This window comes from Variovorax sp. N23, from assembly GCF_025486315.1.
Classification (GTDB): Bacteria; Pseudomonadota; Gammaproteobacteria; order Burkholderiales; family Burkholderiaceae_C; genus Variovorax.
This window is the reverse complement of the sequence record NZ_JAOOPY010000018.1, coordinates 13528-37850: the sequence shown is the minus strand read 5'-3', so window position 1 is coordinate 37850 and position 24323 is coordinate 13528. Positions and strand designations below refer to the sequence as shown.

Genomic DNA, 24323 nt, shown 5'->3' with positions numbered 1-24323 from the left:
GCCTACTTGCTCAGGTTGATCCAGTCGGACGCGGGCACCATCTTCTGCGCCTTCATGTCGGCCTTGTAGACGCGGCCCACCGGGATCGAGTTGCCGCTGATGGTGATCGGCGTGCCGATCAGGCCGCCGGTGTCGAAATCCTTGATGGTGTTGAGCGCAGCCTTCAGGTTCTTGCCGTCCAGCGGCTTGCCGGCATCGAGCGTCCGTTTGGCGGCCTCGGTGAAGAGCATCGCGGTGAGGAATCCCTGCGTGTAGGCCGTGCTCTGGTACTCGGGGCGCATCGCGCGGATCTTCTCGAGCATCGGCGACTTGGCCGAGGTGTCGTAGTAGTAGCGGTAGGGCATCACGCCCATGAAGCCGTCGGCGCCTTCGCCCATCTTCATCACGGTCGAGCTGTCCATGGTCCAGAACGTGCCCATCCATTTACTGGTCATGCCCATCTGCTTGCCCTGCTGCACGAACTCCGGAATCGGTGCCAGCACGTAGCCGTGGAAGATCGTGTAGTCGGGCGCGGCACGTCGCAGCTTGATGACCTCGGTCGACACGTCGACGCTGCCCGGCGGCGTCATCAGCTTGATCGGCACCGACAGGCCGAGCTTCTTGGCGGCGGCTTCGCTGGCCTCGATCGGGTCGCGGCCGAACTCGGAGTCGGAGTACACGAAGGCCACCTTGGCGCCCGGCTTTTCCTTCGCGATGTGGCGCAGCAGGATGCCGATCTGCTCGGTGTAGTCGGGGCCGACCAGGAACTGGTTCGGGTACTTGGCCGGGTCGTTGAGCTCCGTCGCGAAGGACGCGCCGGCCATCAGGATCTGGCCGTTGCGGTCGAGTTCGGGGTTGATCGTCTTCGAGAAGCCGGTCGAGTCGCCGTAGTAGAGGTTGACCTTGTTCTGGCTCGTGATCTTCTTGAAGGCCGCGACCGACACGTCGACCTTGTAGCCGGTGTCCTCCGGCACGTAGCGAAGCTTGCGGCCCTTGATGCCGCCGGCGTCGTTCACGATCTTCACGTAGTCGGCCATGCCGGCGTTGATGCCGATGCCCGCGAAGGCGAATACGCCGGTCATCGGGATCGAGCCGCCGATGACGATGTCTTCGTTGGCCTGCGAATGGGCGAAGGGCGCGGCCAAGGCCAGCCCCGCTGCAAGCAGCAGGGCGCGGCGTTGGGGCGAGAGCCTGGGTGTCTTCTTCATGCTTGTCTCCTGGTCTAGTTTCTGAACGGCCATAGATGAAAGAAGCGGCGCGTGCGCCGCCACACTTCTGCGAGCCCGTGCGGCTCGAACACCAGAAATCCGACAATGAGAAGGCCAAAGACGACGGTGCGCACCGGTGACAGGAACACCGTCATCTCGGTGCCGCCCGGCAGGACGTCAACGATGAGCTTGAGCAGCTCGGGCACCATGGTCATGAACACCGCACCGAAAATGCCGCCGAGGATCGAGCCCATGCCGCCGACGATGATTGCGGCGAGGAAGAAGATCGACATCAGCAGCGGAAAGCTCTCCGGCGTGACCACACGGAAGAAGTAGGCCCACAGCCCACCCGCCACGCCGGCGTAGAAGGACGAGAGGCCGAAGGACAGCAGCTTGTAGCGCAGCAGCGGGATGCCCAGCACCTCGGCTGAGATGTCGCGGTCACGGATCGCGATGAAGGCGCGGCCCACGCGGGTGCGGAACAGGTTGGCCGCGCCCAGCACCATCAGGATCATGACGGGCACGATCAGCCAGTAGAGGCGGAACGACGTATCGAGCGCCATGCCGAACAAGGTCGCGGGCGGCAGCGAGAGGCCGCTGGTGCCGCCGGTGAGCTTGAGGTTGGCGAAGAGGAAGTGCGTGATGAACGACGCGGCGATGGTGGCGATGGCCAGGTACAGGCCTTTCACGCGCAATGACGGAATGCCGACCACCAGGCCACCCAGCATCGCGACCACACCGCCGGTCAGCAGGTTCAGCAGGAAGGGGGTGCCGAGGCGCGTCTCCAGGATCGCCACCGTGTATGCGCCGAGGCCCATGAAGGCGGCCTGGCCGAGGCTGACCAGGCCGGTGTAGCCGGTGAGGATGTTGAGGCCCGTCGCGCTCGCCACGTTGATGGCGACGAGGCAGGCGAGGTAGAGCCAGTAGTCGCTGGCGATGAAGGGGAAGAGCAGCAGCAACGCGGCGCCGATGGCGAGCCAGACCTTCTGGGTGCGCGAGTCGAACAGCGCGGCGTCGGCGGTGTAGCTTTCTTTGAGGGTGCCTATACGCATGGGGTGCCTCTCTGTTCACGTTCTAGTCCGTGACGCGTGTGCAGGCCACCGGGTACTCCCCTCCGCGAATGTCCCCCGCCTTCGGCTCCTCCTTTATTTCGCTGCGGGGAGCACCCGATACCCTGCACACGTGGACACGTTCGAGGTGGGCAACCGTCGAGCACTACCTGCGCGTCCCGATCACGTCGATGGGGTGCCTTGCGCAGCGAAATAAAGGAGGAGCCCGAAGGGCGGGGGACATTCGCGGAGCAAGGTACCCCGTCGGCGTGATCGCTCCCCGAATGAGGTTGAAGGCGTGTCATCTCACAGCCTCTCGATCTCATGCGTGCCGAACAACCCATAGGGCCGCACCATCAAGACCAGCACCAGCACGATGAAGGTCGCCAGCAGCTTGTACTCGCCGCCCAGGAACGCACCGGCCAGCGCCTCGATCAACCCGATGAAGATCCCGCCGACAAGTGCGCCCAGCACGCTGTCGAGCCCGCCGACGATCACTACCACCAGCACCGACAGCCCGAACACGCCCATCGACGACGAGATGCCGCCGATGGCGCCGACCATGATGCCGGCGACCGAGGCGATCATCGCGGACGCGACCCATGCCAGCGAAAACACGCGCGGCACGTTGATGCCCATGGAGTACGCGGCCGCCTGGTCCGACGCCGTGGCGCGCAGGGCCACGCCGCCGCGCCAGAAGCGGAACACCAGCAGCACCGCGCCGATCAGCACCGCGGCGATCAGCGCGCCGTAGAACACCTTGGGCGCGAGGAACGCGTCGCCGACCATGATCGGCGCCTTGGGCAGGAACTCGGGCAGGCGCCGCTGGTCGGCGGTCCAGATGATCTCCACCAGACCAACCAGGATCGACGCGAGCCCCACCGTCACCATGAACACCGAGATCGGCGGTTCGCCCAGCAGCGGCCGGATCATCGTGCGCTCGACGATGGCGCCCAGCAGCCCGGTGCCGATGACTGCGCCGATCACCGCCATCCAGATCGGCAGCGCGAAGCTGGCTGCAAAGGTGAAGAACAGGTAGGCGCCGACCATCAGCATCTCGCCGATGGCGATGTTCACCACGCGCGTCGCCTTGTAGACCAGCACGAAGGCCAGTGCGGCCAAGGCGTAGAGACCACCGCTGGCGACGCCGGTCAGGCTGATCTCGAAGAGGTAGGGCCAGTCGATCATGCGGCCTCGCTCGCCACGGGGTCACCGCGCAGCTTGCGGCGCAGGTCGCCCACGTCACCGGCGCCGAGATAGGCACGGATGACCTCGGGGTCGGCCTGCACCTGCGTCGGCGCGCCCTGCGCGATGACCTGGCCGAAGTTCAGCACCACGACATGGTCCGACAGGTCCATCACCATGCCCATGTCGTGCTCGACCATCAGCACCGTCACGCCCCATTCGTCGCGCACGTCGAGGATGAAGCGCGCCATGTCCTCGGTCTCTTCGCGGTTCATGCCCGCGACCGGCTCGTCGAGCATCAGCACCTTGGGCTGCATGGCGAGCGCGCGCGCCATCTCGACGCGCTTCTGCAGCCCGTAGGGCAGGGCGGCGACCGGGGCGTGGCGGATGTGGTCGATCTCGAGGAAGTCGATGATGCGTTCCTCCACGTCTCGGCGCAATTCGGCCTCTTCGCGGCGCGCGCGGCCGACGTACAGCAGGGCATCGAAGACGTTGGTCTTCAGGTGCGCATGGCGGCCCAGCTTGATGTTGTCGAGCACCGTCATGCCGCGGAAAAGCGCGATGTTCTGGAAGCTGCGCGCCAGGCCCAGCCTGGCGCGTTGCGGCGGCGGCATGCGGGTGATGTCGCCGCCCTCGAACACCACGCGACCGGCGGCAGGGCGGTAGAAGCCGGAGATGGTGTTGAAGAGAGAGGTCTTGCCCGCGCCGTTGGGGCCGATCACCGCGGTGATGGACCCAGGCTGCACGCCGAAGCCCACGCCGGTGAGCGCCTTCACGCCGCCGAAGGCCAGCGTCAACGCCTCGACCTGCAGCACCGGCGATGCAGAGGTGGGGGCGGGGCCGGCGGACGGTGCGGACATGGTGGCGGAGCTTGGCGCTTGCGTGCGTGAAAGAGGGCTAGGGTTTGCGTGACCAGCAGGAAAATCTACTTGTCCGTAGAATTCCTACTCGCCGGTAATGTCACCGTTCGCCGCAGGCCGCGGCATCCGGACTTTCCCGTGCCCACCTTGCTCGCCATGGCCACTTCCGCCCTTCGCACCGCCGCCCCCGCATCGCCGTGGGAGCCGGCCAGCACCCGCGCGCAGCAGCGCGAGGTCAAGCGCAACGCGGTGCTGCAGACCGCGGCGCAGCTCTTCAACGAACGCGGCTTCCACGCCACCTCGCTCGACGACATCGCCGAGCGGCTCAACGTGAGCAAGCCCACGCTCTACTACTACGTCGAGAGCAAGGACCAGATCCTGCTCGAATGCGTGCGCACCGCGCTCGACCTGATGCACGACGGCATCGAGGCGGTTCGCGCCGCCGGCGGCAGCGCCATCGAGCAGCTCAAGGCCTGCATGCGCATCTACACCGGTGTGGTCACGCAGGACTTCGGCATGTGCGTGATCCGCATCGGGGAGGACCCGCTGCCCGAGCCGCTGAAGACCGAGCTGCGCCGGCTCAAGGCCGGCATCGACCTGCAGTTCCGCCGCCTCATCGCCGACGGCGTGGCCGAAGGTTCGCTCGCGCCGTGCGACCCGAAGATGGCGGCCTTCATGCTCGCCGGCGCGCTGAGCTGGGTCGGCCGCTGGTACCGCAGCGACGGCCATCTTTCGCCCGAAGAGATCGCCGACCAGGGCATCGACCTGCTGCTCAACGGCGTGCTGCAGCGTCCCGTGGCGACGCGCAGGAAGAAGGCCGCCTCGGCCAAGGTGACCAAGGCGCCTCGCAAGAAAGGAAAAGCATGACCCCCTCCGAGCCCTCGCTCCTCGTCGGCCGCGATGGCGACGTCGCCACGCTGCGCTTCAACCGGCCCGGTGCGCTGAACGCCATCGATGTACCGATGGCGAGGGCCTTCCTGGCCACTGCGCGCGAACTCGCCGCGGATAAGAGCGTGCGCGCCGTGCTGCTCAGCGGCGCCGGCAAGGGCTTCATGGCCGGCGGCGACCTGGCCGTGTTGCAGGCCGACCCGCTGCAGGGCGCGGCCGACCTGATCGGTCCGCTGCACGAGGCGCTGACGGTGCTCGCCGGCATGGACGCGCCGCTCGTCGCGCAGGTGCACGGCGTGGCGGCCGGCGCCGGCCTCAGCCTGATGCTGCAGGCCGACTTCGTGCTGGCGGCCGAGGGCACGCGCTTCAACCTGGCCTACGTGAACATCGGCACCAGCTGCGACGTCGGCGCCTCGTGGGCGCTGCCGCGGCTGGTGGGCTTGCGCCGCGCGCTCGAAATCGCGATGCTGGGCGAGATGTTCGATGCCGCCACCGCCGAGCGCATGGGCCTGGTCAACCGCGTGCTGCCGGCCGCCGAGCTCGAGCGCGAGTCGATGGCTTTCGCGCAGCGCCTCGCCCAGGGGCCGACGGTGGCGCTCGGCCGGTTGCGCCGGCTGATGCGCACGTCGTTCGAGCGCGATCTGCCCGGCCAGCTCGACGCCGAATCGGCGGCCTTCCGCGCGTGCGCCGTGACCGATGATTTCCGCCTTGGCATCGACGCCTTCTTCGCGAAGAAGACGCCCGCCTTCACCGGCCGTTAGGCCTTCCCGTTTTCCACTTTGAGGAGAGAACCATGAGCATCCAGGACATCTTCGTCGTTGGCACCGCCCGCACCGCCATCGGCACTTTCGGCGGCGCGCTGAAGGACGTGCCCAACACCCAACTGGCCACCACCGCGGTCAAGGCCGCCCTCGCGCGCAGCGGCGTCGCGCCCGACGCCGTCGGCCATGTGGTGATGGGCAACGTGATCCCCACCGACGTGAAGGACGCCTACCTCAGCCGTGTGGCCGCCATCGACGCGGGCTGCCCGATCGAGACGCCGGCCTTCAACGTCAACCGCCTGTGCGGCTCCGGCCTGCAGGCCATCGTGTCGGCGGCGCAGGCCATCGCGCTGGGCGACTGCGACATCGCCATCGGCGGCGGCTCCGAATCGATGAGCCGCGGCCCCTACTTCGACACCTCGGCGCGCTACGGCATGCGCATGGGCGACGCGGTGCTGGTCGACTACATGCTCGGCATCCTGCACGACCCGTGGGAGAAGATGCACATGGGCATCACCGCCGAGAACGTGGCGGCGCGCTACAAGATCTCGCGCGAGATGCAGGATGAACTCGCTGTCGTGAGCCAGCAGCGTGCCGCCGCCGCCATCGCGGCCGGCCGCTTCAAGGAACAGATCGTTGCGGTCGAGGTGAAGACGCGCAAGGGCATCGTGCTGTTCGACACCGACGAACACGTGCGCGCCGACACCACGGTCGAATCGCTGTCGAAGATGAAGCCGGCCTTCAAGAAGGACGGCCTGGTCACCGCCGGCAACGCCTCGGGCATCAACGACGGCGCCGGCGCCGTGGTGCTGGCGAACGGCGACCGCGTGAAGGCGCTGGGCCTCAAGCCGATGGCACGCCTGGTGGGCTATGCGCACGCGGGCGTCGAGCCGGCGTACATGGGCATCGGCCCGGTGCCGGCCACGCGCAAGGTGCTGGAGCGCACCGGGCTCAAGGTGGGCGACCTCGACGTGATCGAGTCGAACGAGGCCTTCGCGGCGCAGGCCTGCGCGGTGATCCAGGAACTGGGCTTCGACCCGGCCAAGGTGAACCCCAACGGCTCGGGCATTTCGCTGGGCCACCCGGTGGGTGCGACCGGCGCGATCATCACGACGAAGGCGATCGCCGAACTGCACCGCACGGGTGGGCGCTACGCGCTGGTGACGATGTGCATCGGCGGCGGGCAGGGCATCGCCGCGATCTTCGAGCGGGTCTGAGCGCGCCGCGACGCGCGCTCAGGCGCCCTTGCTGCGCGCGGTCTTGCGGCCCTCGGGCCGGGCCGCTGCGGGCGGCGGTGCGCTCGCATTCGCCTGCTCGATCCACGACAGCGTGTCGATGTACGACATCAGGCGGTTGAGGTAGTCGGGTGACGCGTCGCGCATCAGCGTGATCGCGCGGTGCACCAGGTGCTGCGAGTTGAGCGGCCCGGCGTTCTCCGGCACCTTGGCCTGCGACTGGTTCAGTCGGCGGTCGGCGCTCAGGCGCGACCAGGTGCTGCGGAAGTAGCGCAGCGACTTGAGGTCCGAGGCGCCTGACGGTGCGTTGCCTTCGGCGGCGCCCGTCCGTTCGGCGACGTGCGCCAGCAGTTCCGCCAGCCCGCTCGCCGCGGGCGTCGCAGGCGGCGTCTTTTTCTTCGCCTCGGCGGTCTTCGCCAGATCAGCCTCGTACACGGCCAGCAGATGCGTCAGCCGCTCGTCGAGCAGGCGTCGCGCCTCGCCCTCGTGCGCCGTCGCACGCTGCGCCAGCGCTTCGATGAAACGCAAGCGCACCGGGTCGAGCCGATCCGCGCCGCGCGCGCGCCAGGCGTCGATCGTTTCGGTGACCGTGGACGCGCTGTCAGCCACGGGGCTTCGCGACGATGTCGTTCGACGGCTTCGGCGTCGGCGCCATCTCGACCCGGCGGTTCTTCGCGCGCCCTTCGGCATCGGCGTTCGACGCCACCGCCTGCTCCGAGCCGAAGGCCGCGGCGAACACCGATGAGGCGGGCATGCCTTCCTCGATCAGCGCGCGGGTCACTGTCAAGGCGCGCTGCGCCGACAGCTCCCAGTTGTCGGCGAAGAGGCGGGCGTTGCCGCGCATCTGCCGGTCGTCGGTGAAGCCGCTCACCATCAGGATCTCATTGCGTTCCCGCAGGTAGCGGGCCAGCGGGGCAGCGAGGCTCTTGAGCACCTGACGGCCTTCGGGCTGCAGGTCGGCGGAGTTGAAGGCGAACAGCACGCTGCCGCTGATGCCGATGCGCCCGTTGGCGATGGTCACGCGGCCGGCCGCGAGCGGGCCGGCCAGGGCTTCTTCCAGCGCCTGGCGCCGCTTCGCCTCGACCTGCCGCTGCTGCACCTCGGCTTCGAGCTTGCTGGCCAGGTCGAGCTGCATGCCGATGGCATAGACGAGGATCAGCACGAAGGCGCCGACCATCCCGGCCATCAGGTCGCCGAAGACGGCCCAGACGGGCACCGTCTGCGCCACGCTCGCGCCGTCGGCCTCGTCGATGTCGTCGCGCATCATGCGTCGCTGCCCGCCGTCTGCCGTGCGGCGATCTGCTGCAGGTCTTCGACGATCTGCTTCTGCGACATGATGCTCAGGTCGATCACCTCGCGCGCCTGCGCCACGTAGTAGGCCAGCTGCTCGTCGCTGCGTGTGATGGACTTGCCCAGCGCGCCTTCGATGCGCTGCAGGTGCGCCACCAGCTTGTCGTTCGACGCGCCGAAGCGCTCCACGGCGAAGCCAAAGGCCTCGCCCAGGCTGGCCACTTCGACCGCGCTGCCGGTGATCTGCGCGCCCACGGTGGCGAGCTTGTCGGCCTGTTCGCCGATCTGGTCGGTGAAGCGGCTGCCGACGCGTTCCAGCAGGTCGGCCGACGACGCGACCAGCGTGTCGATGGCGGCGCGCTGTTCGGTGGACGCGTGGTTGACCGCGTCGAGCAGGGTGCCCAGCGTGTCGAGGATGCGGGCGCGCTCCTCCAGCATCGTGTTGTCGCGCGCCATGCTGTCCGACAGGCGGGTGCGCAGCTCGGCCACCACTTCGGCGGCGGCGCGTGGCGCTTCGGATGCAGCCTGCAGCAGGCCGGTAACTTCCGTGATGGTGTGCGTGGCCTGGGCCTCGGTGCGCTCGGACATCTCGCGCACCGCCAGCGTCAGCGTCTCGCCGAGCTGCCGTTGTTCGCGCACCGTGTGTTCGCCGGCCTGCTGCCATTCCTGGCGCAGCGCGGCAGCCATGGCCTCCAGCGCCTGGGTCCACGCGGCCAGCCGCTGTGCGTCGCGCGAGGCGATCTCGGTCTGCAGTCCGGCATGCGCCTGGTCGACGCTTTGCAGCAGGCCGGCCGCCTGCTGCACGAAGCTGTCGGCGGCGCGCGTCAGCGCCTGCTGCGTGTCGGCGGCCAGCTGCGCGCTGGTGCGCTCGTGCTGCGCGAGCGCGCCGCTCCAATGGGTCGACACAGTGCCGACGGTGTCGTCGAGGCGCATCGAGACGCCGTCGACCAGCGCGGCCGCGCGTTCAGCAAAAGCCTCGCTGAAGCCATCGAGCGTCCGGCGCAGGTCGGCGGCCATCGCCGCGTTGGTCTGGCGGTGATCGGTCAGTGCCGCCTGCCAGGTGCCGGTCACCTCGCCGGTGGCCGCGTCGAAACAGGCCGACACGCCGTCGAGCTGCTGCTGCACCGTCTGCGCCACGGCGCCGTGCAGCGCGGTGGTCTCGCGCGCGATGCCGGCCATCGCTTCCTCGACCACCGGGCGGATGGTGGCGCCGGCCAGGCGGGCGCTTTCGACCAGGCTGTCTTTCAGCGCGCGGTCGACCGAGGCGGCCAGGCCGGCGTAGGCGCCGCCGGCTTCGGTGTGGAAGCGGTCCTGCCCGGCGAGCAGCCGTTCGCTCAGCGCTTCGCTCTGGCGTTCCATCGCGGCGGTCATGGCGCTCAGTTGCGCCACCAGTTCGGGCATGCCCTGGGCTTGGCGTTCGAGCAGCTGGAACGAGGCTTCGCGCTGGTGCGCCAGCGAGAAGGGGCGCAGCGTGGTCGCGATGCGCGTGTCGAGCAACTGCCCCGCCTGCAGGCGTGCGCGGCGGCACAGGGCCGACAGCAGGCCGAGCATCGCCGAGGCGGCCACGCCGGCCACCGAGGTGCCGAAAGCCAGGCCCAGGCCCTTGACAGGCGCGGCGAGCGAATCGCGGATCGAGGGCAGGTCGGTCGCGCCCTGCAGCGCGGCGCCGGTGCCGTTGAGCGTGACCACCATGCCCAGGAAGGTGCCGAGCATGCCCAGCAACACCAGCAGGCCGGCCAGATAGGGCGTGAGCGACGGGCCGGGCAGGCCGACACGTTCGCCCTCGATGCGCAGGCGCACCGCGTTCTGCAGCGAGGCGTCGAGCCGGTCGAGCCATGGGCCGAGGCGCTCGGGTGCTTCGTTCAGGCCCAGCAGCGCGTCGTTCAGGCCGAGGGTGGCGCGGTGGTAGCGGCGCAATTCGAGCGCGCCGACGCCGTAGAAGGCGGCGATCAGCAGCGTGACGGCCAGCGCCAGCGGATGGTGGCCGATGTAGCCGACGCCGACCCAGCAGATGGCCGCGAGGCCGGCGGCGAAGACGAGGGGCTGAAGGAATCTGTTCATGAACACCTAGTGCGATCGCAGGGCTTCGAGCAGCCCGTCGACCGGTTGAAATCGAAAGTCCAGTTCCGCGAGCAGCAGATCGCGGATGTCCTGGTGAAAGACCGGCAGCCAGGCCAGCGGCGCGGCGTCGGTCTCCGATGCGTCTGGCGCTGGCGTTGCTGCCTGGCGCAGGCGCTTGAAGCGCTTCTCGAGCAGCGCGGGCACGGTCGCCAGCAGGCTGTGCTCGCGCGCTTCCAGCGCCTGCTCCATCACGGCGTCGACCGTGGCGAGCTTGGCCATCTCCGCGGAGCGCGCCGCCAGTGCGCCACGGAGCTTGGCGCGCAGCGGGCCGACGCCGGCCTCCATCGCCTGCTGCCGCGCCAGATAGCGCAGGCGGTAGGGCGCGAAGTCGATCGTTCCCACGGCGGTCTCGTCCACGCTCGCATAGAGGCTGTCCTCGCGGATCGTCCGGGCCAGGCCGTCGCGCACCCGGGCGCACTCGTCGTCGGGCGTGCCGGCGGCCTTGGCGCGTGCAGCCGGCGCGTTCAGCACCGTCGACAGGGCGATCGCGTCGGTCCACGCCAGCCACTGGCTCAGGCGTTCGGCCGTCGAGGCCGTAGGGGGGCGCACCTCGGCCTCGTTCCAGCGCGCGAGCAGGCGAACCAGCGCCGAATCGGCGAAGGCAGTACGCCGGGGGACTTGCACCATACGCGAGCTTCAAAAAACCCGGCAGTCTACACCGCGACCCCCGCCGCGCCGGTAACGTTTGGTCGAGCATTCCGTCGGTGGGCGCCGGGGCCGCGCTTCCCGGACAATGGCCGCATGATCCCGAGCCGCCGCCCCCTGGAGATCGACCCCGACGAGGTCGAGATGAGCGCCATCCGCGCGCAGGGCGCGGGCGGCCAGAACGTGAACAAGGTGTCGAGCGCGGTGCACCTGCGCTACGACATCCTGGCCAGCTCGCTGCCGCCGGACGTGAAGGAGCGCCTGCTGGCCCTGCGCGACAGCCGCATCACGCAGGAAGGCGTGCTGGTGCTCAAGGCCCAGCAGCACCGCACGCAGGAGATGAACCGCAGCGACGCGCTGGCGCGGCTGCAGGCGCTGGTCGACAGCGTGGCCACGCCGCCGCGGGTGCGACGGGCCACCAAGCCGACCTACGGTTCCAAGCAGCGGCGCCTCGAAGGCAAGAGCCAGCGGGCGGAGATCAAGAGCCTGCGCGGCCGCGTCAAGGACTGATCAGGCGCCGAGCGCTGTCTGCGGGCCGCAGAAGATGCACGACTGCGGCTGCGCGGTGCCGGTCTCGGGCGCGTGGTTGCAGCAGTGTTCCAGCCAGCCGCCGACCAGCCGGTACACCGACAGGTTGGTGCGGGTCGTGGGTGCACACAGGTAGTAGCCCAGCGGGCTCTCGAAGCGCCGGCCCAGCGGCTCCACCAGCGTGCCGGCCTGGATCTCGTCTTCCACCAGGCAGGTCGGCACGATGCCGACGCCGAAGCCCGACACCGCGGCGCGGATGATGAGCGAGTACAGGTTGAAGCCCGGCCCGAAGCGGCTGCCGCTGGTGTCGCAGCCATTCGCTTCCATCCAGTCGTGCCAGGCCAGCGGCACCTCGATGTGCTGCAGCAGCGTGGCGCGCTGCAGGTCGTCGGCGGTGCGCAGGGGCAGCGCATCGCGCAATTGGGCGCTGCAGACGATGCTGGTTTCCTTGCCGACCAGGTAGCGCGCATTGGCGCTGGGCCAGTTGCCGTAGCCGTACTGGATGGCGGCATCGAACTCGTGCGATACCGCGAAGTCGTGCGCGTGCTGGTAGCGCACGAAGTTCAGCGACACCTGCGGCAGCGTGCGCTTGAAATGCCCGAGCCGCGGAAAGAGCCATTGCGCCGCGAAGGTGGGCGGCACCGACAGGTTCAGCGTGCCGCCGTCGCCACCGTGGGACATGAGCTGCGCGGTGGCCGATTCGAGGGCGGCCATGGCCGGCCGCGTGGCGTTCAGGTAGGTGGCGCCGGCATCGGTCAACTCCAGGCCCGATGCCTTCCGGATGAACAGCTTCTGGCCCAGGTAGTTCTCCAGCCCCGCGATGTGGCGGCTGATGGCGCTCTGCGTCACGCACAGCTCCTTGGCGGCCATGGTGAACGCCTGGTGCTTGGCGGCAGAGTGGAAGGCGTTCAGTTCCGAGATGGTCGGGCACAGGCGGCGCATGCGAGGGTATGAGTGGGAGTCATGGGCGGGTGAGATTTTAGGTGTTGTGGTTTATGCGGTCTGGCCCGATAAATGCAACCCCTGCCGAAGGTCTGCTGCCTGTCGGCCATGAGTAATCCGAAGCCCTCCCGAATCCCTGAACCTTTCATGACTTCTTTGTTGATCGAGAACAGCCATGTGCTGGATGTGCATGCGCTCACCTTGCGCAGCGGCCTGTCGGTGCTCGTGCAGGACGGCCGCATCGCCGCCGTCGGTGCCGACGTGCAGGCGCCTGCCGGCACCCCGGTGATCGATGCCAAGGGCATGACGCTGATGCCCGGCCTGATCGATTGCCACGTGCACACGGTGGCCTCGTCCTTCAACCTGGGCACGGTCGCCAAGATGCCCAACGTGTTCGTGATGCTGCGCTCGCTGCCCATCATGAAGGCCATGCTGGAGCGCGGCTTCACCTCCGTGCGCGACGCGGGCGGGGCCGACTGGTCGCTGGCCGAGGCCGTGCGCACCGGGCTCGTACCGGGCCCGCGCATCTTCCCGTCGGGCAAGGCGCTGTCGCAGACCGGCGGCCATGCCGACTTCCGCCAGCGCAACGACGACCTCGACGTGTGCTCGTGCGCCTACAAGCTGGGCAACATCGGCCGGGTGGTCGACGGTGTCGACGCCTGCCGCATCGCGGTGCGCGAGGAAATCCTCAAGGGCGCGACGCAGATCAAGGTGATGGCCTCGGGCGGCGTGGCGTCGCCCAACGACCCGATCGGCAACCTCGGCTATTCCGAGGCCGAGCTGCGCGCGGTGGTCGAAGAAGCGTCCAACGCCAACACCTACGTGATGGCCCACGCCTACACGCCGCGCGCCATCGCCCGCGCCGTGCGCTGCGGCGTGCGCACCATCGAGCACGGCAACCTGGTCGATGCGTCCACGGCCGAGCTGATGGCCGAGATGGGTGCCTTCATGGTGCCCACGTTGATCACCTACGAAGGTCTGGCCAACGAAGGCGAGCGCTACGGGCTGCCGGCGGCGTCGATCGCCAAGATCGACTCCGTGCGCGGGCAGGGGCGTGCCGCCATCGAGATCCTGGCCAAGGCCGGCGTGAAGATGGGCCTGGGCAGCGACCTGCTGGCCGAGACGCACGGCCTGCAGTCCGACGAGCTGCGCCTGCGCGCCGACGTGCTGGGCAACGGCCCGGTGCTGCAGCAGGCGACGCTGATCGGCGCCGAGATCCTGGGCCAGCAGGGCCAGCTCGGCGAAGTCACGGTCGGCGCCATCGCCGACCTGCTGCTGGTCGACGGCAACCCGCTCACCGACATCGGCTGCCTGCTGAACCAGGGCGAGCGCATCCGCGCGATCGTCAAGGACGGCGCGATTTTCAAGAACACCCTCTGACTCCAACCCTCCCTCCTGTCCTCCGGAAGACAACCATGCAACGTAGAAACTTCGTCAAGCTCGGCGGCGCCGCTGCCGCACTGCAATGCCTGCCCACCATCGGCTTCAGCCAGCAAGGGGACGTGTTCCGCATCGGTTCGCTCACGCCCATCACCGGCGCCGGCAGCCCCTACGGCCCGGGCATGCAGCAGGCGATCCGCCTGGCCGTGGACGAGATCAACGCGGCCGGCGGCGCCGGTGGCCGCAAGCTGGAGCTCTTCACCGAAGACGACCAGACCAAGCCCGACGCCGCCGTGCTCGCGGCCAAGAAGCTCATCGAGGTGAACAAGGTGCAGGCGTTGCTGGGCACCTGGGCCTCGGGTGTGACGCTGGCCGTGATGCCGCTGACCGACGCGGCCGGCATCATTGAGATGAACGTCTCCGGCGCGCCGGCCATCTCCACGCTGGACACCAAGGACCTGGTGTGGCGCTTCCAGGCCACCAACGACCGCTTCGGCGCGGCCTTTGCCGAGATCTGCACCAAGCGCGGCTTCAAGCGCCCGGCCACGATGGCGTTCAACAACGCCTCGGGTCTGGGCAACGTCGAAGGCTTCACCCGCGCGTGGACGAAGCGTGGCGGCCAGGTGGTGGAGAACGTCACCTACGAACCGGCCCGCCCCAGCTACCGCAGCGAGCTGCAGAAGATCCTCGCGGCCAAGCCCGACGTGATCGTGATGGGCTCGTACCTGCCCGACACCACCATCCTGCTGCGCGAGTGGTACCAGGCCGGCGGCGACAACAAGTGGGTCATCCCCGGCTGGGCCGCCAACCCCGACCTCGTGAAGGCGCTGGGCGCCGAGGTGTGCGAGGGCATCATCTCGGTGGACACCGTGTCCAACGAGAAGAGCGCGTCGTACGCGCACTTCGACGCGGCCTTCACCAAGGCCAGCGGCAAGGCGGCATCGACCAACATCTACGCCGCGATGGCCTACGACATGGTGATCTCGCTCGGCCTGGCCATGGAAGCCGCCGGTCCGCGCGCCACGGTCGAGCAGATCAACGGCAAGATCCGCGACGTGTCCAACGCTCCCGGCACCGCCGTGTTCACCTTCGCCGAAGGCAAGGCCCAGCTCGCCAAGAAGGCCAAGGTCAACTACGAAGGCGCATCGAGCAAGCTGGACTTCGACAAGGCCGGCGACGCGACGCCCGACTTCGGTGTGTACATCATCGAAAAGGGCCAGCTGGTGCGCCGCGACGTGGTGTCGATCACGACCTGATGACGCAATGAACTGGATCGCTTTCGCCAACCTGTTGATCAATGGACTGATCGAGGGCCTCGTGGTGGCGCTGCCCGCCCTGGCCATGACCCTGGTGATGGGCGTCAACCGCTTTCCCAATGCGGCCGCGGGCGACTTCATGACCACGGGGGCCTACGCCGCCGTGGCGGTGCAGATGCTGGGCGGCTGGCCCTTGTGGGCCGCCGCGCTGGCCAGCATGGCGGCCACCGCGGTGGTGTCGGCGGGCTCGTACGCGCTGATCTTTCGCAAGCTGGCCGGGCGGCCGATGGTGTCGTCGATGCTCGCGGCCATCGGCCTGGGCTTCCTGCTGCGCAGCCTGATCTCCTTCTTCGCCGGGCACGACCAGCGCACCTTCGACCTGCCGCTGATGCGCGCCTGGAATTTCGGCGGCGTTCGCGTGCTGCCGACCGACCTGGTCATCGCCGGCATCGCCGCGGCCTGCCTGCTGGTGGTGTTCGTGCTGATCTACCGCACCAGCTTCGGGCGCCAGTTGCGCGCCGTGGCCGACAGTGCCGACCTGGCGCGGGCCAGCGGCATCCGCGCGAACGGTCTGATGCTGAGCCTGTGGCTGCTGGTCGGTGCGCTGTCCGCGGTGGGCGGCGTGCTGCTCGGGATGAAGTCCATCGTCAGCCCCGAGATGGGCTGGGAGAGCCTGATCCCCGCGTTCGCCGCCATGGTGCTGGGCGGCATCGGCAGTCCGGTGGGCGCGGTGCTGGGTGCGTTGCTGCTGTGCGTGGCGCAGGAGTTGTCGGTGCCGTTGCTGGGGCCGTCGTACAAGCTGGTGCTGTCGTTCGCGGTGCTCGCGCTGGTGCTGCTGTTGCGCCCGGCCGGCATCATGGGCCGCGTGCAGCTGGTGCGTTGAGCGAGGAGTCGACTTCATGATTGCTTATCTCTGCGCCATCGGCATCATCGCGCTCATCTACTGCCTGCTGACGCTGGGCCTGAACCTGCAGTTCGGTCTCACCCGGCTGGTGAACTTCGGCGTCGTCGCCTTCTTCGCGGTGGGCGCCTACACCTCGGGCCTGCTGTCGCTGCAGGGCGTGCCGCTGCCGCTGTGCTTCGTGGCGGCGGGCGTGCTGTCGGGCCTGCTCGCACTGCCGATCGGCCTGCTGTCGCTGCGTCTGCGCGACGACTACCTGGCCATCGTCACCCTGGGCTTCTCCGAAGCCGTGCGCATCTCGATCCAGCAGGAAGGCTGGCTCACGCACGGCGTGCAGGGCCTGCCCGGGCTGCCCAAGCTGTTCGCTGCGTGGGGCGCGGCCTCCGACATGGCGATCTTCACGACGCTGCTGGTGCTGGTCGCCGTGGTGTCCTGGGGCACGGTGCGCCTCGCGCGCAGCCCCTTCGGTCGGCTGCTCAAGGCCATCGGCGACGACGAAGCGGCCCTGGCGGCGCTCGGCAAGGACCCGGCCTGGTTCAAGGTGCAGGTGTTCATGCTGGGCGCGGCGCTGGCCGGTGTGGCGGGTGCCTTCTATGCCCACTTCATCACCTTCATCACGCCCGAGCAGTTCATCCCGCTCATCACCTTCTATGTGTGGATGGGCCTGGTGATGGGCGGCACGGGCACGGTGCGCGGCGCCGTGTTCGGCTCGCTGCTGCTGATGGTGTTCCTCGAAGGCTCGCGCTTCGCCAAGGACTGGGTGCCGGGCGTGTCCGAAGTGGGCATGGCCAGCCTGCGCCTCGCGGCGGTGGGCCTGGCGCTGATCCTGGTCACGCTGTACCGGCCGAATGGCCTGTTCGGAGGCAAGGCGAAATGATGCTGAACGTGGAAGCCGTGACACGGCAATTCGGCGGGTTCAAAGCGGTCGACGGCGTGTCGCTGCAACTGGCCGCCAACGAGATCCTGGGCATCGCCGGCACCAACGGCGCGGGCAAGAGCACGCTGTTCGCGGCCATCGCCGGCCAGCAGCCGGCCGATGCGGGGCGCATCACCTTCGACGGGCAGGACATCACCCGGACGCCACCCTACCGGCGCGCGCGCATGGGCCTGGTGCGCACCTTCCAGATCCCGCGCGAGTTCAAGAGCCTCACGGTGCACGAGAACCTGCTGGCGGCTGCGGCCAACCCGCAGGGCGAGCGCCTGGTCAATGCCTTCTTCCAGACGCGCAGCCTGCGTGCGCACGAAGCGCAGCTGGCCGACAAGGCCGACGGTGTCCTGCAGTTCCTGAACCTGGCGCGGGTGCGCGACGTGAAGGCGGGCGGGCTGTCGGGCGGGCAGAAGAAGCTGGTCGAACTGGGCCGCGTGCTCATGCTCGACCCGCGCTGCATCCTGCTGGACGAGCCCTTCGCCGGCGTGAACCCGGTGCTCATCGAGGAGATCTGCGAGCGCGTGCGCGAACTGCATGCGCGCGGCATCGCCTTCGTCGTGATCGAGCACCACCTGCAGGCGCTCAAGGCGCTGTCGAACCGGATGATCGTGATGGACCGCGGACGCATCCTCGCCGAGGGCGATCCGCGCACCGTGCTGGACGACCCGCGCGTGCAAGAGGCTTACATGGGAGGGGTCGTATGAGTGGCGCGGACAACCTGCTGCAGATCGCGCAGCTGCGCGGCGGCTATTCGGACGTGGACATCATCCATGGCATCGACCTGGCCGTCGCGCCGGGCGAGATCGTCACCATCGCCGGCACCAACGGCGCCGGCAAGTCGACGCTGGTGAAGGCGTTGCTGGGCCTGCTGCCGCGCGTGTCGGGCACGCTCCATCTGGGCGGCCGCGACATCGCGAAGCTGTCGGCCGAAGACCGCTTCGACGCCGGCCTGGCCTACGTGCCGCAGGTGGCCAACGTGTTCCCGTCGCTCACCGTGCGCGAGAACCTGCTGGTGGTGCGCGGCGTGCCGCACGTCAGGCGCCGCATGGACGAGGTGCTGGTCGACTTCCCCGCGCTGGTGGAACGCCTGCCTCAGCCGGCCAGCGAGCTCTCGGGCGGCGAGCGCCAGCAACTGGCCTTCGCCCGCGCGCTGATGCCCTCGCCGCGCATCATGGTGCTCGACGAGCCCACGGCCGCGCTGGCGCCGTCGCTGGTGGGCAAGGTGTTCGACATGGTGCGCAAGCTGCCGGCCGCGGGCGTGGCCGTGCTCATGGTCGAGCAGCGCGCGCGCCAGGCGCTGCAGATCAGCCAGCAGGGCTACATCCTCGACCAGGGGCGCTGCGTGCTGCAGGGGCCGGCGCAAGGGCTGCTGGGCGACGAGCGCATGGCCCAGCTGTACCTCGGGAACCATTGACACGCCGGTGAGCCCCGGGTGGCCGAGGTCGGGTCAGGCCGCGGCGTGTACGGTGCGCGGGCCTTGCGAGAGCGCGGCGAGGGCTTCCGCGTCGGTGCGGTAGCTGAAGAACAGCGCACCTGGCTTGAGCAGTCCGGCGCGCTCCAGCACATGCTGGGCCGGCAGCTTGAGGCCCGACAGATGCAGGCGCACGCCCTGCGATTCGAGCAGCCGCCGGATGTTGCCGAAGACTTCGGCGCCGGTCAGGTCGACCCGGTTGATCGGGTGGGCGAACAGGCACACGTCCGTGAGCCCGGGCCGCTCGGCCAGCGCCACGGTGATGGCGTGTTCCAGCGTGCTGGCCGACGCGAAGTCGAGCTCGGCATCCATCCGCAAGGCGTAGAGGTTCGGCGCCAGGGGCGGCAGGTGCCACAGGTGCCGGTCCCGCAGGCTGCCGTCGGCGTGCAGCCCCACTTCGATGATGCGCGGGTGCAGGTGCCGGTACATGTAGTGCGCCAGCGCCGCGAGCAGGCCGCCGAGCACGCCCCAGTAGATCGACGGTGCGGTCGCGATGGTCAGCACGAAGGTCGCGCCCGCGATGGCGGCCTCGATCGGTGAGATGCGCCACAGCGCGACGAAGGCCCTGGGCTTGAGCAGCCCCAGCGTGGCGGTGACCACCACCGACGCGAGCACGGCCTGCGGCACATGGAACAGCAGCGGCATCGCCCACAGCAGCGCGGCCGCCACGACGAGCACGCTGAACAGCGTGGACCACTGCGTCTTCGCCCCGGCATACAGCGTGATGGCCGAGCGCGAGAACGAGGAACTGGTGGGGAACGAGCCGGTGAGGCCGGAGGCGATCTTGCCGAGCCCCTGGCCGATCAGGTCCTGGTTCTCGTTCCAGAGCTTGCCGGCGCGCGCGTTGTCGACCTTGGCGCTCGACGCGGTCTCGAGAAAGCTCACCAGCGTGATGAGGAAGGCCGGCAGCAGCAGGCTGCCGAACTCGGCGGCGCCCAGGCCGCCGGGCCAGTAGAACGAGGGCAGGCCCGACGGCAGTGCGCCGATCACGGCACCGCCCTTGAGCGCATAGCCCACGGCGACGCTCAGCGCCGCGCTCACGGCGACCAGCGCCATGGTGGTCGGGAAGCGCGGCGCGAGGCGCTTGCCGAACCACAGCATCGCCATGCCGCCCAGGCCGAAGGCGATCGCCAGGAAGTCGGGCGGCGGGCCCTGCAGCAACTGCGCGTAGCTGCGCCCGGTGAAGCCCAGCAGCGCGGGCAATTGCGACAGCGTGATGAGCACGGCCGCGCCTTGCGTGAAGCCCATCAGCACCGGCGAATTGACCAGCCGCAGCAGCCAGCCGAAGCGCGCCACGCCCAGCAGGAACTGCATCAACCCCGTCAGCAGCGTGAGCCAGACCGCGAGCGCCACCCATTCATGGCTGCCCGGAACGGCCAGCGGTGCCAGCGACGCGCCGACCAGCAGGCTGGTGAGGGCGGTCGGCCCCACCGACAGGCGTGCCGACGAACTGAACAGCACCGCGATGAGCGCCGGGAACAGCGCCGCATACACGCCGGTGACCAGCGGCATGCCCGCGAGCGCGGCATAGGCGACGCCCTGGGGAATGACCATCAGCGCGACGGTGATGCCGGCCGAAGCCTCGTTGACGAGCAGGGCACGGTCGGGGCGCGGCCAGGCCAGGAAGGGAAACCAGCGCAGAAGCCGGTCGCGGGTCATTGCCATGATGCCGGCACGCAGAAGAGTTCGAGATGCACCGCGGGATTATCTGGCCTTCTTGTGCTGGAACGCGGTGGGCGAGCGGCCGGTGGCGGCCTTGAACATCGCGCAGAAGGCGCTGTCGGTGGCGTAGCCGCTGGCGGTCGCGACCTGGCTCACGGCCATGCCGCGCGCGAGCAGGGGCAGGGCGTGGGCCATCACGGCCTGCTGGCGCCACTGCTGCCAGTTCATGCCGAGCTGGTCGCGGAAGAGGCGTGCCACGGTGCGCTCGCTGGCGCCGATGGCGTTGGCGCGTTCGGCCAGTGTGGCGCGGTCGGCCGGGTTGCGCAGCAGCGTCTCGCACAGCTGGCGCAGGCGCTTGTCGGCGGGCAGCGGCACGTCGATGCGGATCTGCGTGGCGCGCTCGATCTCGTCGATCAGCAGCGGCGCGATCATGCGTTCGCGGTGCGGCGCCTGCGGGTCGGCGGGCGGCCGGCCGTCGGGCGTGGTGTCGAGCGCCAGCATCAGCGCACGCATCAGCGGGCTGATCTCCAGCACCTCGCAGCGTTCCCAGGGCGGCGCCAGCCAGCTGTGGACATACACGGTGCGCAGTTCGGCGTCCTCGATCAGCGTGATGCTGTGCGGCACGTCCGCCGGCACCCACAGCGCGCGCGAGGGCGGCACGATGTAGCTGCCGTCCTGCGTGCTCAGCCGGATCACGCCGCGGGTCGAGAAGGTGAGTTGCGGCCAGGGGTGGACGTGCAGCTCGACGAAGGTGTCGGCCTGCAGGAAATGTTCCTTGGCGCGCAGCGGACGCACCGCGTCGGGGGCATAGAGATGCGGCGTCAGCGGTTCCACCACCGTGTTGGCCGGCGGAGGGTTCAGGGGCCGGGGGCGGGGGGAATCGGTCTTCGGTTCAGCAACTGTCATGGTTTCGACAAATCTTGTCCATGTATCGCCATTCTGCCGCGTCCGTGCGGCCTACGATCGAAGCCCGCTCCCTTCGTTCACAGCCATGTCCCACGCTTCCGCTTCCCGTTCGCCCCCCGAGAACACGCTGCGCACCGACGCACAGCTCATCGGCCTGGTCGGCCTGGCCCATGCGATCAGCCACTTCAGCCAGCTCATCCTGGCGCCGCTGTTCCCCTGGCTGAAGGACGCGTTCAACGTCAGCTACACCGAGCTGGGCGCGGTGCTCACCGTGTTCTTCGTCGTCTCGTGTCTGGTGCAGGCGGCCTCGGGCTTCATCGTCGACAAGCTGGGGCCGCGGCCGGTGCTGTTCGTCGGGCTCGGCATGCTCGGTCTGGCCGGTTTCGGCTATGCGACGGCGCAGAGCTACTGGATGCTGCTGGCCAGCGCGGTGGTCGGCGGCGTGGGCAACGGCGTGTTCCACCCGGTCGACTACACGCTCTTCAACCGCAAGGTGGCGCCCACGCGGCTGGGCCATGCCTACAGCGTGCACGGCATCACCGGCAGCCTGGGCTGGGCGCTGGCGCCAGCCTTCGTGGTGCCGATCGCGCTGGCGACGTCATGGCGCGTGGCGCTCGCCGCGGCCGGTGCGCTCGCGCTGGCGGTGCTGGTGGTGCTGTGGCTGTACCGCGGCGTGCTCTCGCTTGACGTGAAGACGGTGCAGAAGGCCACCGGCCAGGCCGCGCATGCACCGGCCGCGGGCCAGTTCGACTTCCTGCGCATCCCGGCGGTGTGGATGTGCTTCGGCTTCTTCTTTTTCTACGCGATGGTCATCAGCGTGGTGCAGACCTTCGCGCCGGCCGCGGCCGGCCATCTGCACGCGGTGCCGTTGGCGCTGGTGGCGGTGTGCCTCACGGTCTACATGGTGGCCAGCGCGGCCGGCATGGTGGTCGGTGGCTTTCTCGCTTCGGACCCGTCGCGCTGCGAGCGCATCGTGGGCGCCGGTTTCGGCATCGCCGCCTCGCTCGCGCTGGTGCTGGCCTTCGCCGACTTCGCGCCGGTGCTGGTGCCGGTGCTGTTCGGTGCCATGGGCTTCGCCTCGGGCATCGCCGGCCCGTCGCGCGACCTGCTGGTGAAGAAGTCGACGCCGCCCAACGCCACCGGCCGCGTCTACGGCGTGGTCTACGCCGGGCTCGACATCGGGCAGGCGGTGGCGCCGCTGGTCTTCGGGCGCCTGATGGACAACGGCCGCTACACGGCGGTGATCGTCGGCCTGGCGCTGGTGCAGGGCGTGCTGATCGCCAGCGCCTTCAACGTGCGCCGCGTGCGGCGCGAGGCCCTCGTGCCTGCGTCGGCCTGAGCGGCGCTTGGAGCCGCTCGCGCTCTACCTGCTGGTCGCGCTCGGCGCGGCCGTGGCCGGCTTCGTGCAGGGGCTGTCGGGCTTTGCGTTCGGGCTGGTCGCGATCTCGATCTGGGCCTGGACGGTCGAGCCGAGGCTCGCCGCCGTGCTGGCCACCTTCGGCGCGCTGACCGGTCAGCTCATCGCCGCTTTTTCGCAGAAGCGAAGCTTCGACAAGCGGCTGCTGCTGCCCTTCGTCGTCGGCGGACTGGCCGGTGTGCCGCTCGGCGTCTGGCTGCTGCCGCGGCTCGATGTCGCGGTGTTCAAGGCCTGCCTCGGTGCCCTGCTGGTGGTCTGGTGCCCGGCCATGCTGATGGCGCGCAACCTGCCGCGCGTCACCGTCGGCGGTCGCGCGGCCGATGCGGTGGCGGGTCTCGCCGGTGGCCTCTGCAGCGGCGTGGGCGGCTTCGCCGGCGCCATCCCCACGCTGTGGTGCACGCTGCGCCGCATGGACAAGGACGCGCAGCGCGCCGTCATCCAGAACTTCAACCTCGCCATGCTGACCGTGGCCTTCGCCCTGCACCTGGGCGCGGGCAACGTGGGTCTGGCGATGCTGCCGATGCTGGCCATCGTCGCCGGCTGCGTGCTGGTGCCGGTGCTGCTCGGTGCGCGGCTCTACGTCGGCATCAGCGACGCGGCCTTTCGGCAGATCGTGCTGGGCTTGCTGACGGTGTCGGGCGTGATGCTGCTGGCGTCGTCGGTGCCGACGCTGTTGCAGCGCTGAACCCGTCAGAGGGCCGGTGGCGCGCGCCAGATGCGCTGCCAGAGCGCGCCGAAGTCGCCCGTGGGAACTTTCCAGTCGCGCTGCTTCGGCGGCACCGCCTGCCAGGCGCCATCGGCCCGGCGTGCCACCTCGAACTCGAAGCTGTAGTTCGGTGCCACGCCCATGCGCAGGTCCGACAGCACCAGCGTGCCTTCGGGCGTGGTCTGCGCGCGCATGAAGCCGCCGTTGAACCACTGCAGCCGCTGCACGGCCGGCACGTCGCGTGCGGCGGCCCGCGCCGCCACGTCGGAATCGAAACGCGCGAAGGTCATCGTGCCGGTGTCGGCCACGAGCGAGCGCTGGCCCTCGAGGTAGCCGTCGGGCGTCATCACGATGACGCGCCAGAGCAGCGTGTTGAGCGGCATCGGCGTCGAGAGCCGCGGTGCATCGGCCAGGCCCATGGCTGCCAGTGCGCGCGCGGCGTCGCGCTCGACCATGTGCTTCGCCACCAGCGACCAGCCGAGGTAGGCGCTGCTGAGCAGCAGCCCGCCCACCAGCGCCCGTTGCGCCGACGCGCGCGCCGCGGCCCACCACGCGAAGCCGCAGGCCAGCAGCAGCCACAGCGTGTAGCCCGGATCGATGATGAAGACGGTGGACCATGACACCGGCCGCACCAGCAGCGGCCACCACAGCTGGGTGCCGTAGACCGTGAAGGCATCGAGCAGCGGATGCGTGAGCAGTGCCGCCTGCATCGCCCAGAACCAGCGCGTCGGCGAATCCGCCACGCGGCCGCGGCGCCGCTTGAAGAGCCACCAGATCAGCCAGCCGACGAAGGGCAGCACCAGCAGCGAATGGCTGAAGCTGCGGTGCACCGTCATCAGCGTCACCGGGTTGTCGGTGAAGGGCTGGATGAGAAAAGTGTCGAGGTCCGGCAGCGTGCCGAGCGCCGCACCGGCGAGCAGGGCGGCCCGGCGATGCCGTGCGGGGGCGATGGCTGCGGCGACGGTGCCGCCCAGCACGATTTGCGTCAGGGAGTCCACGCGCCGA

The 24323-nt window shown here is 69.3% G+C and carries 24 protein-coding genes; 12 read left to right on the top strand and 12 right to left on the bottom strand.

All coding sequences use genetic code 11. The annotated features are described in order from the left end of the window. Nucleotides 1–2 precede the first annotated feature (2 nt). From N8A90_RS22125 to N8A90_RS22110, 4 genes are all read right to left on the bottom strand, one after another. Complete coding sequence (locus N8A90_RS22125; protein WP_262077379.1) at nucleotides 3–1187, bottom strand: ABC transporter substrate-binding protein; 1185 nt, start codon at nucleotides 1185–1187, stop codon at nucleotides 3–5. 14 nt (nucleotides 1188–1201) lie between these two features. After that, nucleotides 1202–2239 (bottom strand): branched-chain amino acid ABC transporter permease, encoded by a 1038-nt coding sequence (locus N8A90_RS22120; protein ID WP_262077378.1) that lies wholly within the window; start codon nucleotides 2237–2239, stop codon nucleotides 1202–1204. Nucleotides 2240–2542: 303 nt separating this feature from the next. Beyond that, nucleotides 2543–3424, bottom strand: coding sequence for a branched-chain amino acid ABC transporter permease (locus N8A90_RS22115; RefSeq protein WP_262077377.1), 882 nt, complete (start codon nucleotides 3422–3424; stop codon nucleotides 2543–2545). After that, nucleotides 3421–4281 carry an ABC transporter ATP-binding protein gene (locus N8A90_RS22110; RefSeq protein WP_262077376.1) on the bottom strand — a complete coding sequence of 287 codons (861 nt, stop codon included), beginning with the start codon at nucleotides 4279–4281 and terminating at the stop codon, nucleotides 3421–3423. Before N8A90_RS22110 ends, N8A90_RS22115 begins: the two co-directional genes overlap by 4 nt. A gap of 156 nt (nucleotides 4282–4437) precedes the next feature. Between N8A90_RS22110 and N8A90_RS22105 the strand changes: the two genes are divergently transcribed. From N8A90_RS22105 to N8A90_RS22095, 3 genes are read left to right on the top strand one after another with little or no spacing between them, the layout of a single operon-like run. After that, entirely contained in the window at nucleotides 4438–5148 is a 711-nt protein-coding gene (locus N8A90_RS22105) for a TetR/AcrR family transcriptional regulator (RefSeq protein ID WP_262077453.1), read from the top strand. Next, entirely contained in the window at nucleotides 5145–5930 is a 786-nt protein-coding gene (locus tag N8A90_RS22100; protein ID WP_262077375.1) for an enoyl-CoA hydratase/isomerase family protein, read from the top strand. The genes N8A90_RS22105 and N8A90_RS22100 overlap by 4 nt, the downstream gene beginning before the upstream one ends. A 32-nt stretch (nucleotides 5931–5962) precedes the next feature. Then, on the top strand, nucleotides 5963–7147 hold the full coding sequence (locus N8A90_RS22095; RefSeq protein WP_262077374.1) for an acetyl-CoA C-acyltransferase family protein: 1185 nt from the start codon (nucleotides 5963–5965) through the stop codon (nucleotides 7145–7147). 18 nt (nucleotides 7148–7165) lie between these two features. On the opposite strand, the gene N8A90_RS22090 is transcribed toward N8A90_RS22095, so the two are convergent. Genes N8A90_RS22090 through N8A90_RS22075 form a run of 4 tightly spaced genes read right to left on the bottom strand, consistent with a single transcriptional unit; the run spans nucleotide 7166 to nucleotide 11203 of the window. Further along, nucleotides 7166–7774 (bottom strand): DUF2894 domain-containing protein, encoded by a 609-nt coding sequence (locus N8A90_RS22090; protein ID WP_262077371.1) that lies wholly within the window; start codon nucleotides 7772–7774, stop codon nucleotides 7166–7168. Next, nucleotides 7767–8429, bottom strand: a complete 663-nt coding sequence (locus N8A90_RS22085; protein WP_262077452.1) for an OmpA family protein — start codon at nucleotides 8427–8429, stop codon at nucleotides 7767–7769. Before N8A90_RS22085 ends, N8A90_RS22090 begins: the two co-directional genes overlap by 8 nt. Then, nucleotides 8429–10516 carry a DUF802 domain-containing protein gene (locus N8A90_RS22080; protein ID WP_262077369.1) on the bottom strand — a complete coding sequence of 696 codons (2088 nt, stop codon included), beginning with the start codon at nucleotides 10514–10516 and terminating at the stop codon, nucleotides 8429–8431. The genes N8A90_RS22085 and N8A90_RS22080 overlap by 1 nt, the downstream gene beginning before the upstream one ends. Before the next feature lie 6 nt (nucleotides 10517–10522). Further along, a complete protein-coding gene (locus N8A90_RS22075; RefSeq protein WP_262077367.1) occupies nucleotides 10523–11203 on the bottom strand; it encodes a DUF3348 domain-containing protein in 681 nt (226 codons plus the stop codon). Nucleotides 11204–11317: 114 nt separating this feature from the next. Here N8A90_RS22075 and arfB point away from each other — a divergent pair, with 114 nt between their 5' ends. Beyond that, nucleotides 11318–11731, top strand: a complete 414-nt coding sequence (arfB, locus tag N8A90_RS22070; protein ID WP_262077365.1) for an alternative ribosome rescue aminoacyl-tRNA hydrolase ArfB — start codon at nucleotides 11318–11320, stop codon at nucleotides 11729–11731. On the opposite strand, the gene N8A90_RS22065 is transcribed toward arfB, so the two are convergent. Then, the gene (locus tag N8A90_RS22065) at nucleotides 11732–12691 is read right to left on the bottom strand and encodes a LysR substrate-binding domain-containing protein (protein WP_262077363.1); all 960 of its coding nucleotides are present in this window, start codon (nucleotides 12689–12691) and stop codon (nucleotides 11732–11734) included. It lies immediately after the preceding gene. 147 nt (nucleotides 12692–12838) lie between these two features. On the opposite strand from N8A90_RS22065, the gene N8A90_RS22060 reads away from it, so the two are divergent. From N8A90_RS22060 to N8A90_RS22035, 6 genes are read left to right on the top strand one after another with little or no spacing between them, the layout of a single operon-like run. After that, nucleotides 12839–14071, top strand: a complete 1233-nt coding sequence (locus tag N8A90_RS22060; protein WP_262077361.1) for a metal-dependent hydrolase family protein — start codon at nucleotides 12839–12841, stop codon at nucleotides 14069–14071. 35 nt (nucleotides 14072–14106) lie between these two features. Then, a complete protein-coding gene (locus tag N8A90_RS22055; protein WP_262077359.1) occupies nucleotides 14107–15327 on the top strand; it encodes an ABC transporter substrate-binding protein in 1221 nt (406 codons plus the stop codon). A 7-nt stretch (nucleotides 15328–15334) separates the two neighbouring features. After that, nucleotides 15335–16210, top strand: coding sequence for a branched-chain amino acid ABC transporter permease (locus N8A90_RS22050; RefSeq protein ID WP_262077357.1), 876 nt, complete (start codon nucleotides 15335–15337; stop codon nucleotides 16208–16210). A 16-nt stretch (nucleotides 16211–16226) separates the two neighbouring features. Continuing rightward, nucleotides 16227–17105, top strand: coding sequence for a branched-chain amino acid ABC transporter permease (locus N8A90_RS22045; protein ID WP_262077355.1), 879 nt, complete (start codon nucleotides 16227–16229; stop codon nucleotides 17103–17105). Beyond that, complete coding sequence (locus N8A90_RS22040) at nucleotides 17102–17860, top strand: ABC transporter ATP-binding protein (protein WP_262077354.1); 759 nt, start codon at nucleotides 17102–17104, stop codon at nucleotides 17858–17860. The genes N8A90_RS22045 and N8A90_RS22040 overlap by 4 nt, the downstream gene beginning before the upstream one ends. Further along, a complete protein-coding gene (locus tag N8A90_RS22035; RefSeq protein WP_262077353.1) occupies nucleotides 17857–18570 on the top strand; it encodes an ABC transporter ATP-binding protein in 714 nt (237 codons plus the stop codon). The genes N8A90_RS22040 and N8A90_RS22035 overlap by 4 nt, the downstream gene beginning before the upstream one ends. A gap of 33 nt (nucleotides 18571–18603) precedes the next feature. Here N8A90_RS22035 and N8A90_RS22030 read toward each other — a convergent pair whose 3' ends face one another. Together N8A90_RS22030 and N8A90_RS22025 are read right to left on the bottom strand one after the other, a co-directional pair. After that, entirely contained in the window at nucleotides 18604–20292 is a 1689-nt protein-coding gene (locus N8A90_RS22030) for a SulP family inorganic anion transporter (protein ID WP_262077352.1), read from the bottom strand. Between the two features lie 39 nt (nucleotides 20293–20331). After that, nucleotides 20332–21195 carry an AraC family transcriptional regulator gene (locus tag N8A90_RS22025; protein ID WP_262077351.1) on the bottom strand — a complete coding sequence of 288 codons (864 nt, stop codon included), beginning with the start codon at nucleotides 21193–21195 and terminating at the stop codon, nucleotides 20332–20334. Between the two features lie 85 nt (nucleotides 21196–21280). Between N8A90_RS22025 and N8A90_RS22020 the strand changes: the two genes are divergently transcribed. Together N8A90_RS22020 and N8A90_RS22015 are read left to right on the top strand one after the other, a co-directional pair. Next, nucleotides 21281–22534 (top strand): MFS transporter, encoded by a 1254-nt coding sequence (locus N8A90_RS22020; protein WP_262077349.1) that lies wholly within the window; start codon nucleotides 21281–21283, stop codon nucleotides 22532–22534. Nucleotides 22535–22541: 7 nt separating this feature from the next. After that, nucleotides 22542–23297: a sulfite exporter TauE/SafE family protein gene (locus tag N8A90_RS22015; protein WP_262077347.1), complete on the top strand. Its 756-nt coding sequence runs from the start codon at nucleotides 22542–22544 to the stop codon at nucleotides 23295–23297. Nucleotides 23298–23302: 5 nt separating this feature from the next. On the opposite strand, the gene N8A90_RS22010 is transcribed toward N8A90_RS22015, so the two are convergent. Then, nucleotides 23303–24316, bottom strand: coding sequence for a metal-dependent hydrolase (locus N8A90_RS22010; protein WP_262077345.1), 1014 nt, complete (start codon nucleotides 24314–24316; stop codon nucleotides 23303–23305). Nucleotides 24317–24323 lie beyond the last annotated feature (7 nt).

Excerpts from the sequence above, each read along its gene's own strand:
- N8A90_RS22095 (WP_262077374.1), top strand. The coding sequence starts at position 5,963 with ATGAGCATCCAGGACATCTTCGTCGTTGGCACCGCCCGCACCGCCATC.
- N8A90_RS22110 (WP_262077376.1), bottom strand. The coding sequence starts at position 4,281 with ATGTCCGCACCGTCCGCCGGCCCCGCCCCCACCTCTGCATCGCCGGTG.
- N8A90_RS22055 (WP_262077359.1), top strand. The coding sequence starts at position 14,107 with ATGCAACGTAGAAACTTCGTCAAGCTCGGCGGCGCCGCTGCCGCACTG.
- N8A90_RS22080 (WP_262077369.1), bottom strand. The coding sequence starts at position 10,516 with ATGAACAGATTCCTTCAGCCCCTCGTCTTCGCCGCCGGCCTCGCGGCC.
- N8A90_RS22105 (WP_262077453.1), top strand. The coding sequence starts at position 4,438 with ATGGCCACTTCCGCCCTTCGCACCGCCGCCCCCGCATCGCCGTGGGAG.
- N8A90_RS22065 (WP_262077363.1), bottom strand. The coding sequence starts at position 12,691 with ATGCGCCGCCTGTGCCCGACCATCTCGGAACTGAACGCCTTCCACTCT.
- N8A90_RS22125 (WP_262077379.1), bottom strand. The coding sequence starts at position 1,187 with ATGAAGAAGACACCCAGGCTCTCGCCCCAACGCCGCGCCCTGCTGCTT.
- N8A90_RS22040 (WP_262077354.1), top strand. The coding sequence starts at position 17,102 with ATGATGCTGAACGTGGAAGCCGTGACACGGCAATTCGGCGGGTTCAAA.
- N8A90_RS22030 (WP_262077352.1), bottom strand. The coding sequence starts at position 20,292 with ATGGCAATGACCCGCGACCGGCTTCTGCGCTGGTTTCCCTTCCTGGCC.
- N8A90_RS22060 (WP_262077361.1), top strand. The coding sequence starts at position 12,839 with ATGACTTCTTTGTTGATCGAGAACAGCCATGTGCTGGATGTGCATGCG.
- N8A90_RS22035 (WP_262077353.1), top strand. The coding sequence starts at position 17,857 with ATGAGTGGCGCGGACAACCTGCTGCAGATCGCGCAGCTGCGCGGCGGC.
- N8A90_RS22050 (WP_262077357.1), top strand. The coding sequence starts at position 15,335 with ATGAACTGGATCGCTTTCGCCAACCTGTTGATCAATGGACTGATCGAG.
- N8A90_RS22075 (WP_262077367.1), bottom strand. The coding sequence starts at position 11,203 with ATGGTGCAAGTCCCCCGGCGTACTGCCTTCGCCGATTCGGCGCTGGTT.
- N8A90_RS22120 (WP_262077378.1), bottom strand. The coding sequence starts at position 2,239 with ATGCGTATAGGCACCCTCAAAGAAAGCTACACCGCCGACGCCGCGCTG.
- N8A90_RS22100 (WP_262077375.1), top strand. The coding sequence starts at position 5,145 with ATGACCCCCTCCGAGCCCTCGCTCCTCGTCGGCCGCGATGGCGACGTC.
- N8A90_RS22045 (WP_262077355.1), top strand. The coding sequence starts at position 16,227 with ATGATTGCTTATCTCTGCGCCATCGGCATCATCGCGCTCATCTACTGC.
- N8A90_RS22085 (WP_262077452.1), bottom strand. The coding sequence starts at position 8,429 with ATGCGCGACGACATCGACGAGGCCGACGGCGCGAGCGTGGCGCAGACG.
- N8A90_RS22025 (WP_262077351.1), bottom strand. The coding sequence starts at position 21,195 with ATGACAGTTGCTGAACCGAAGACCGATTCCCCCCGCCCCCGGCCCCTG.
- arfB (WP_262077365.1), top strand. The coding sequence starts at position 11,318 with ATGATCCCGAGCCGCCGCCCCCTGGAGATCGACCCCGACGAGGTCGAG.
- N8A90_RS22020 (WP_262077349.1), top strand. The coding sequence starts at position 21,281 with ATGTCCCACGCTTCCGCTTCCCGTTCGCCCCCCGAGAACACGCTGCGC.
- N8A90_RS22115 (WP_262077377.1), bottom strand. The coding sequence starts at position 3,424 with ATGATCGACTGGCCCTACCTCTTCGAGATCAGCCTGACCGGCGTCGCC.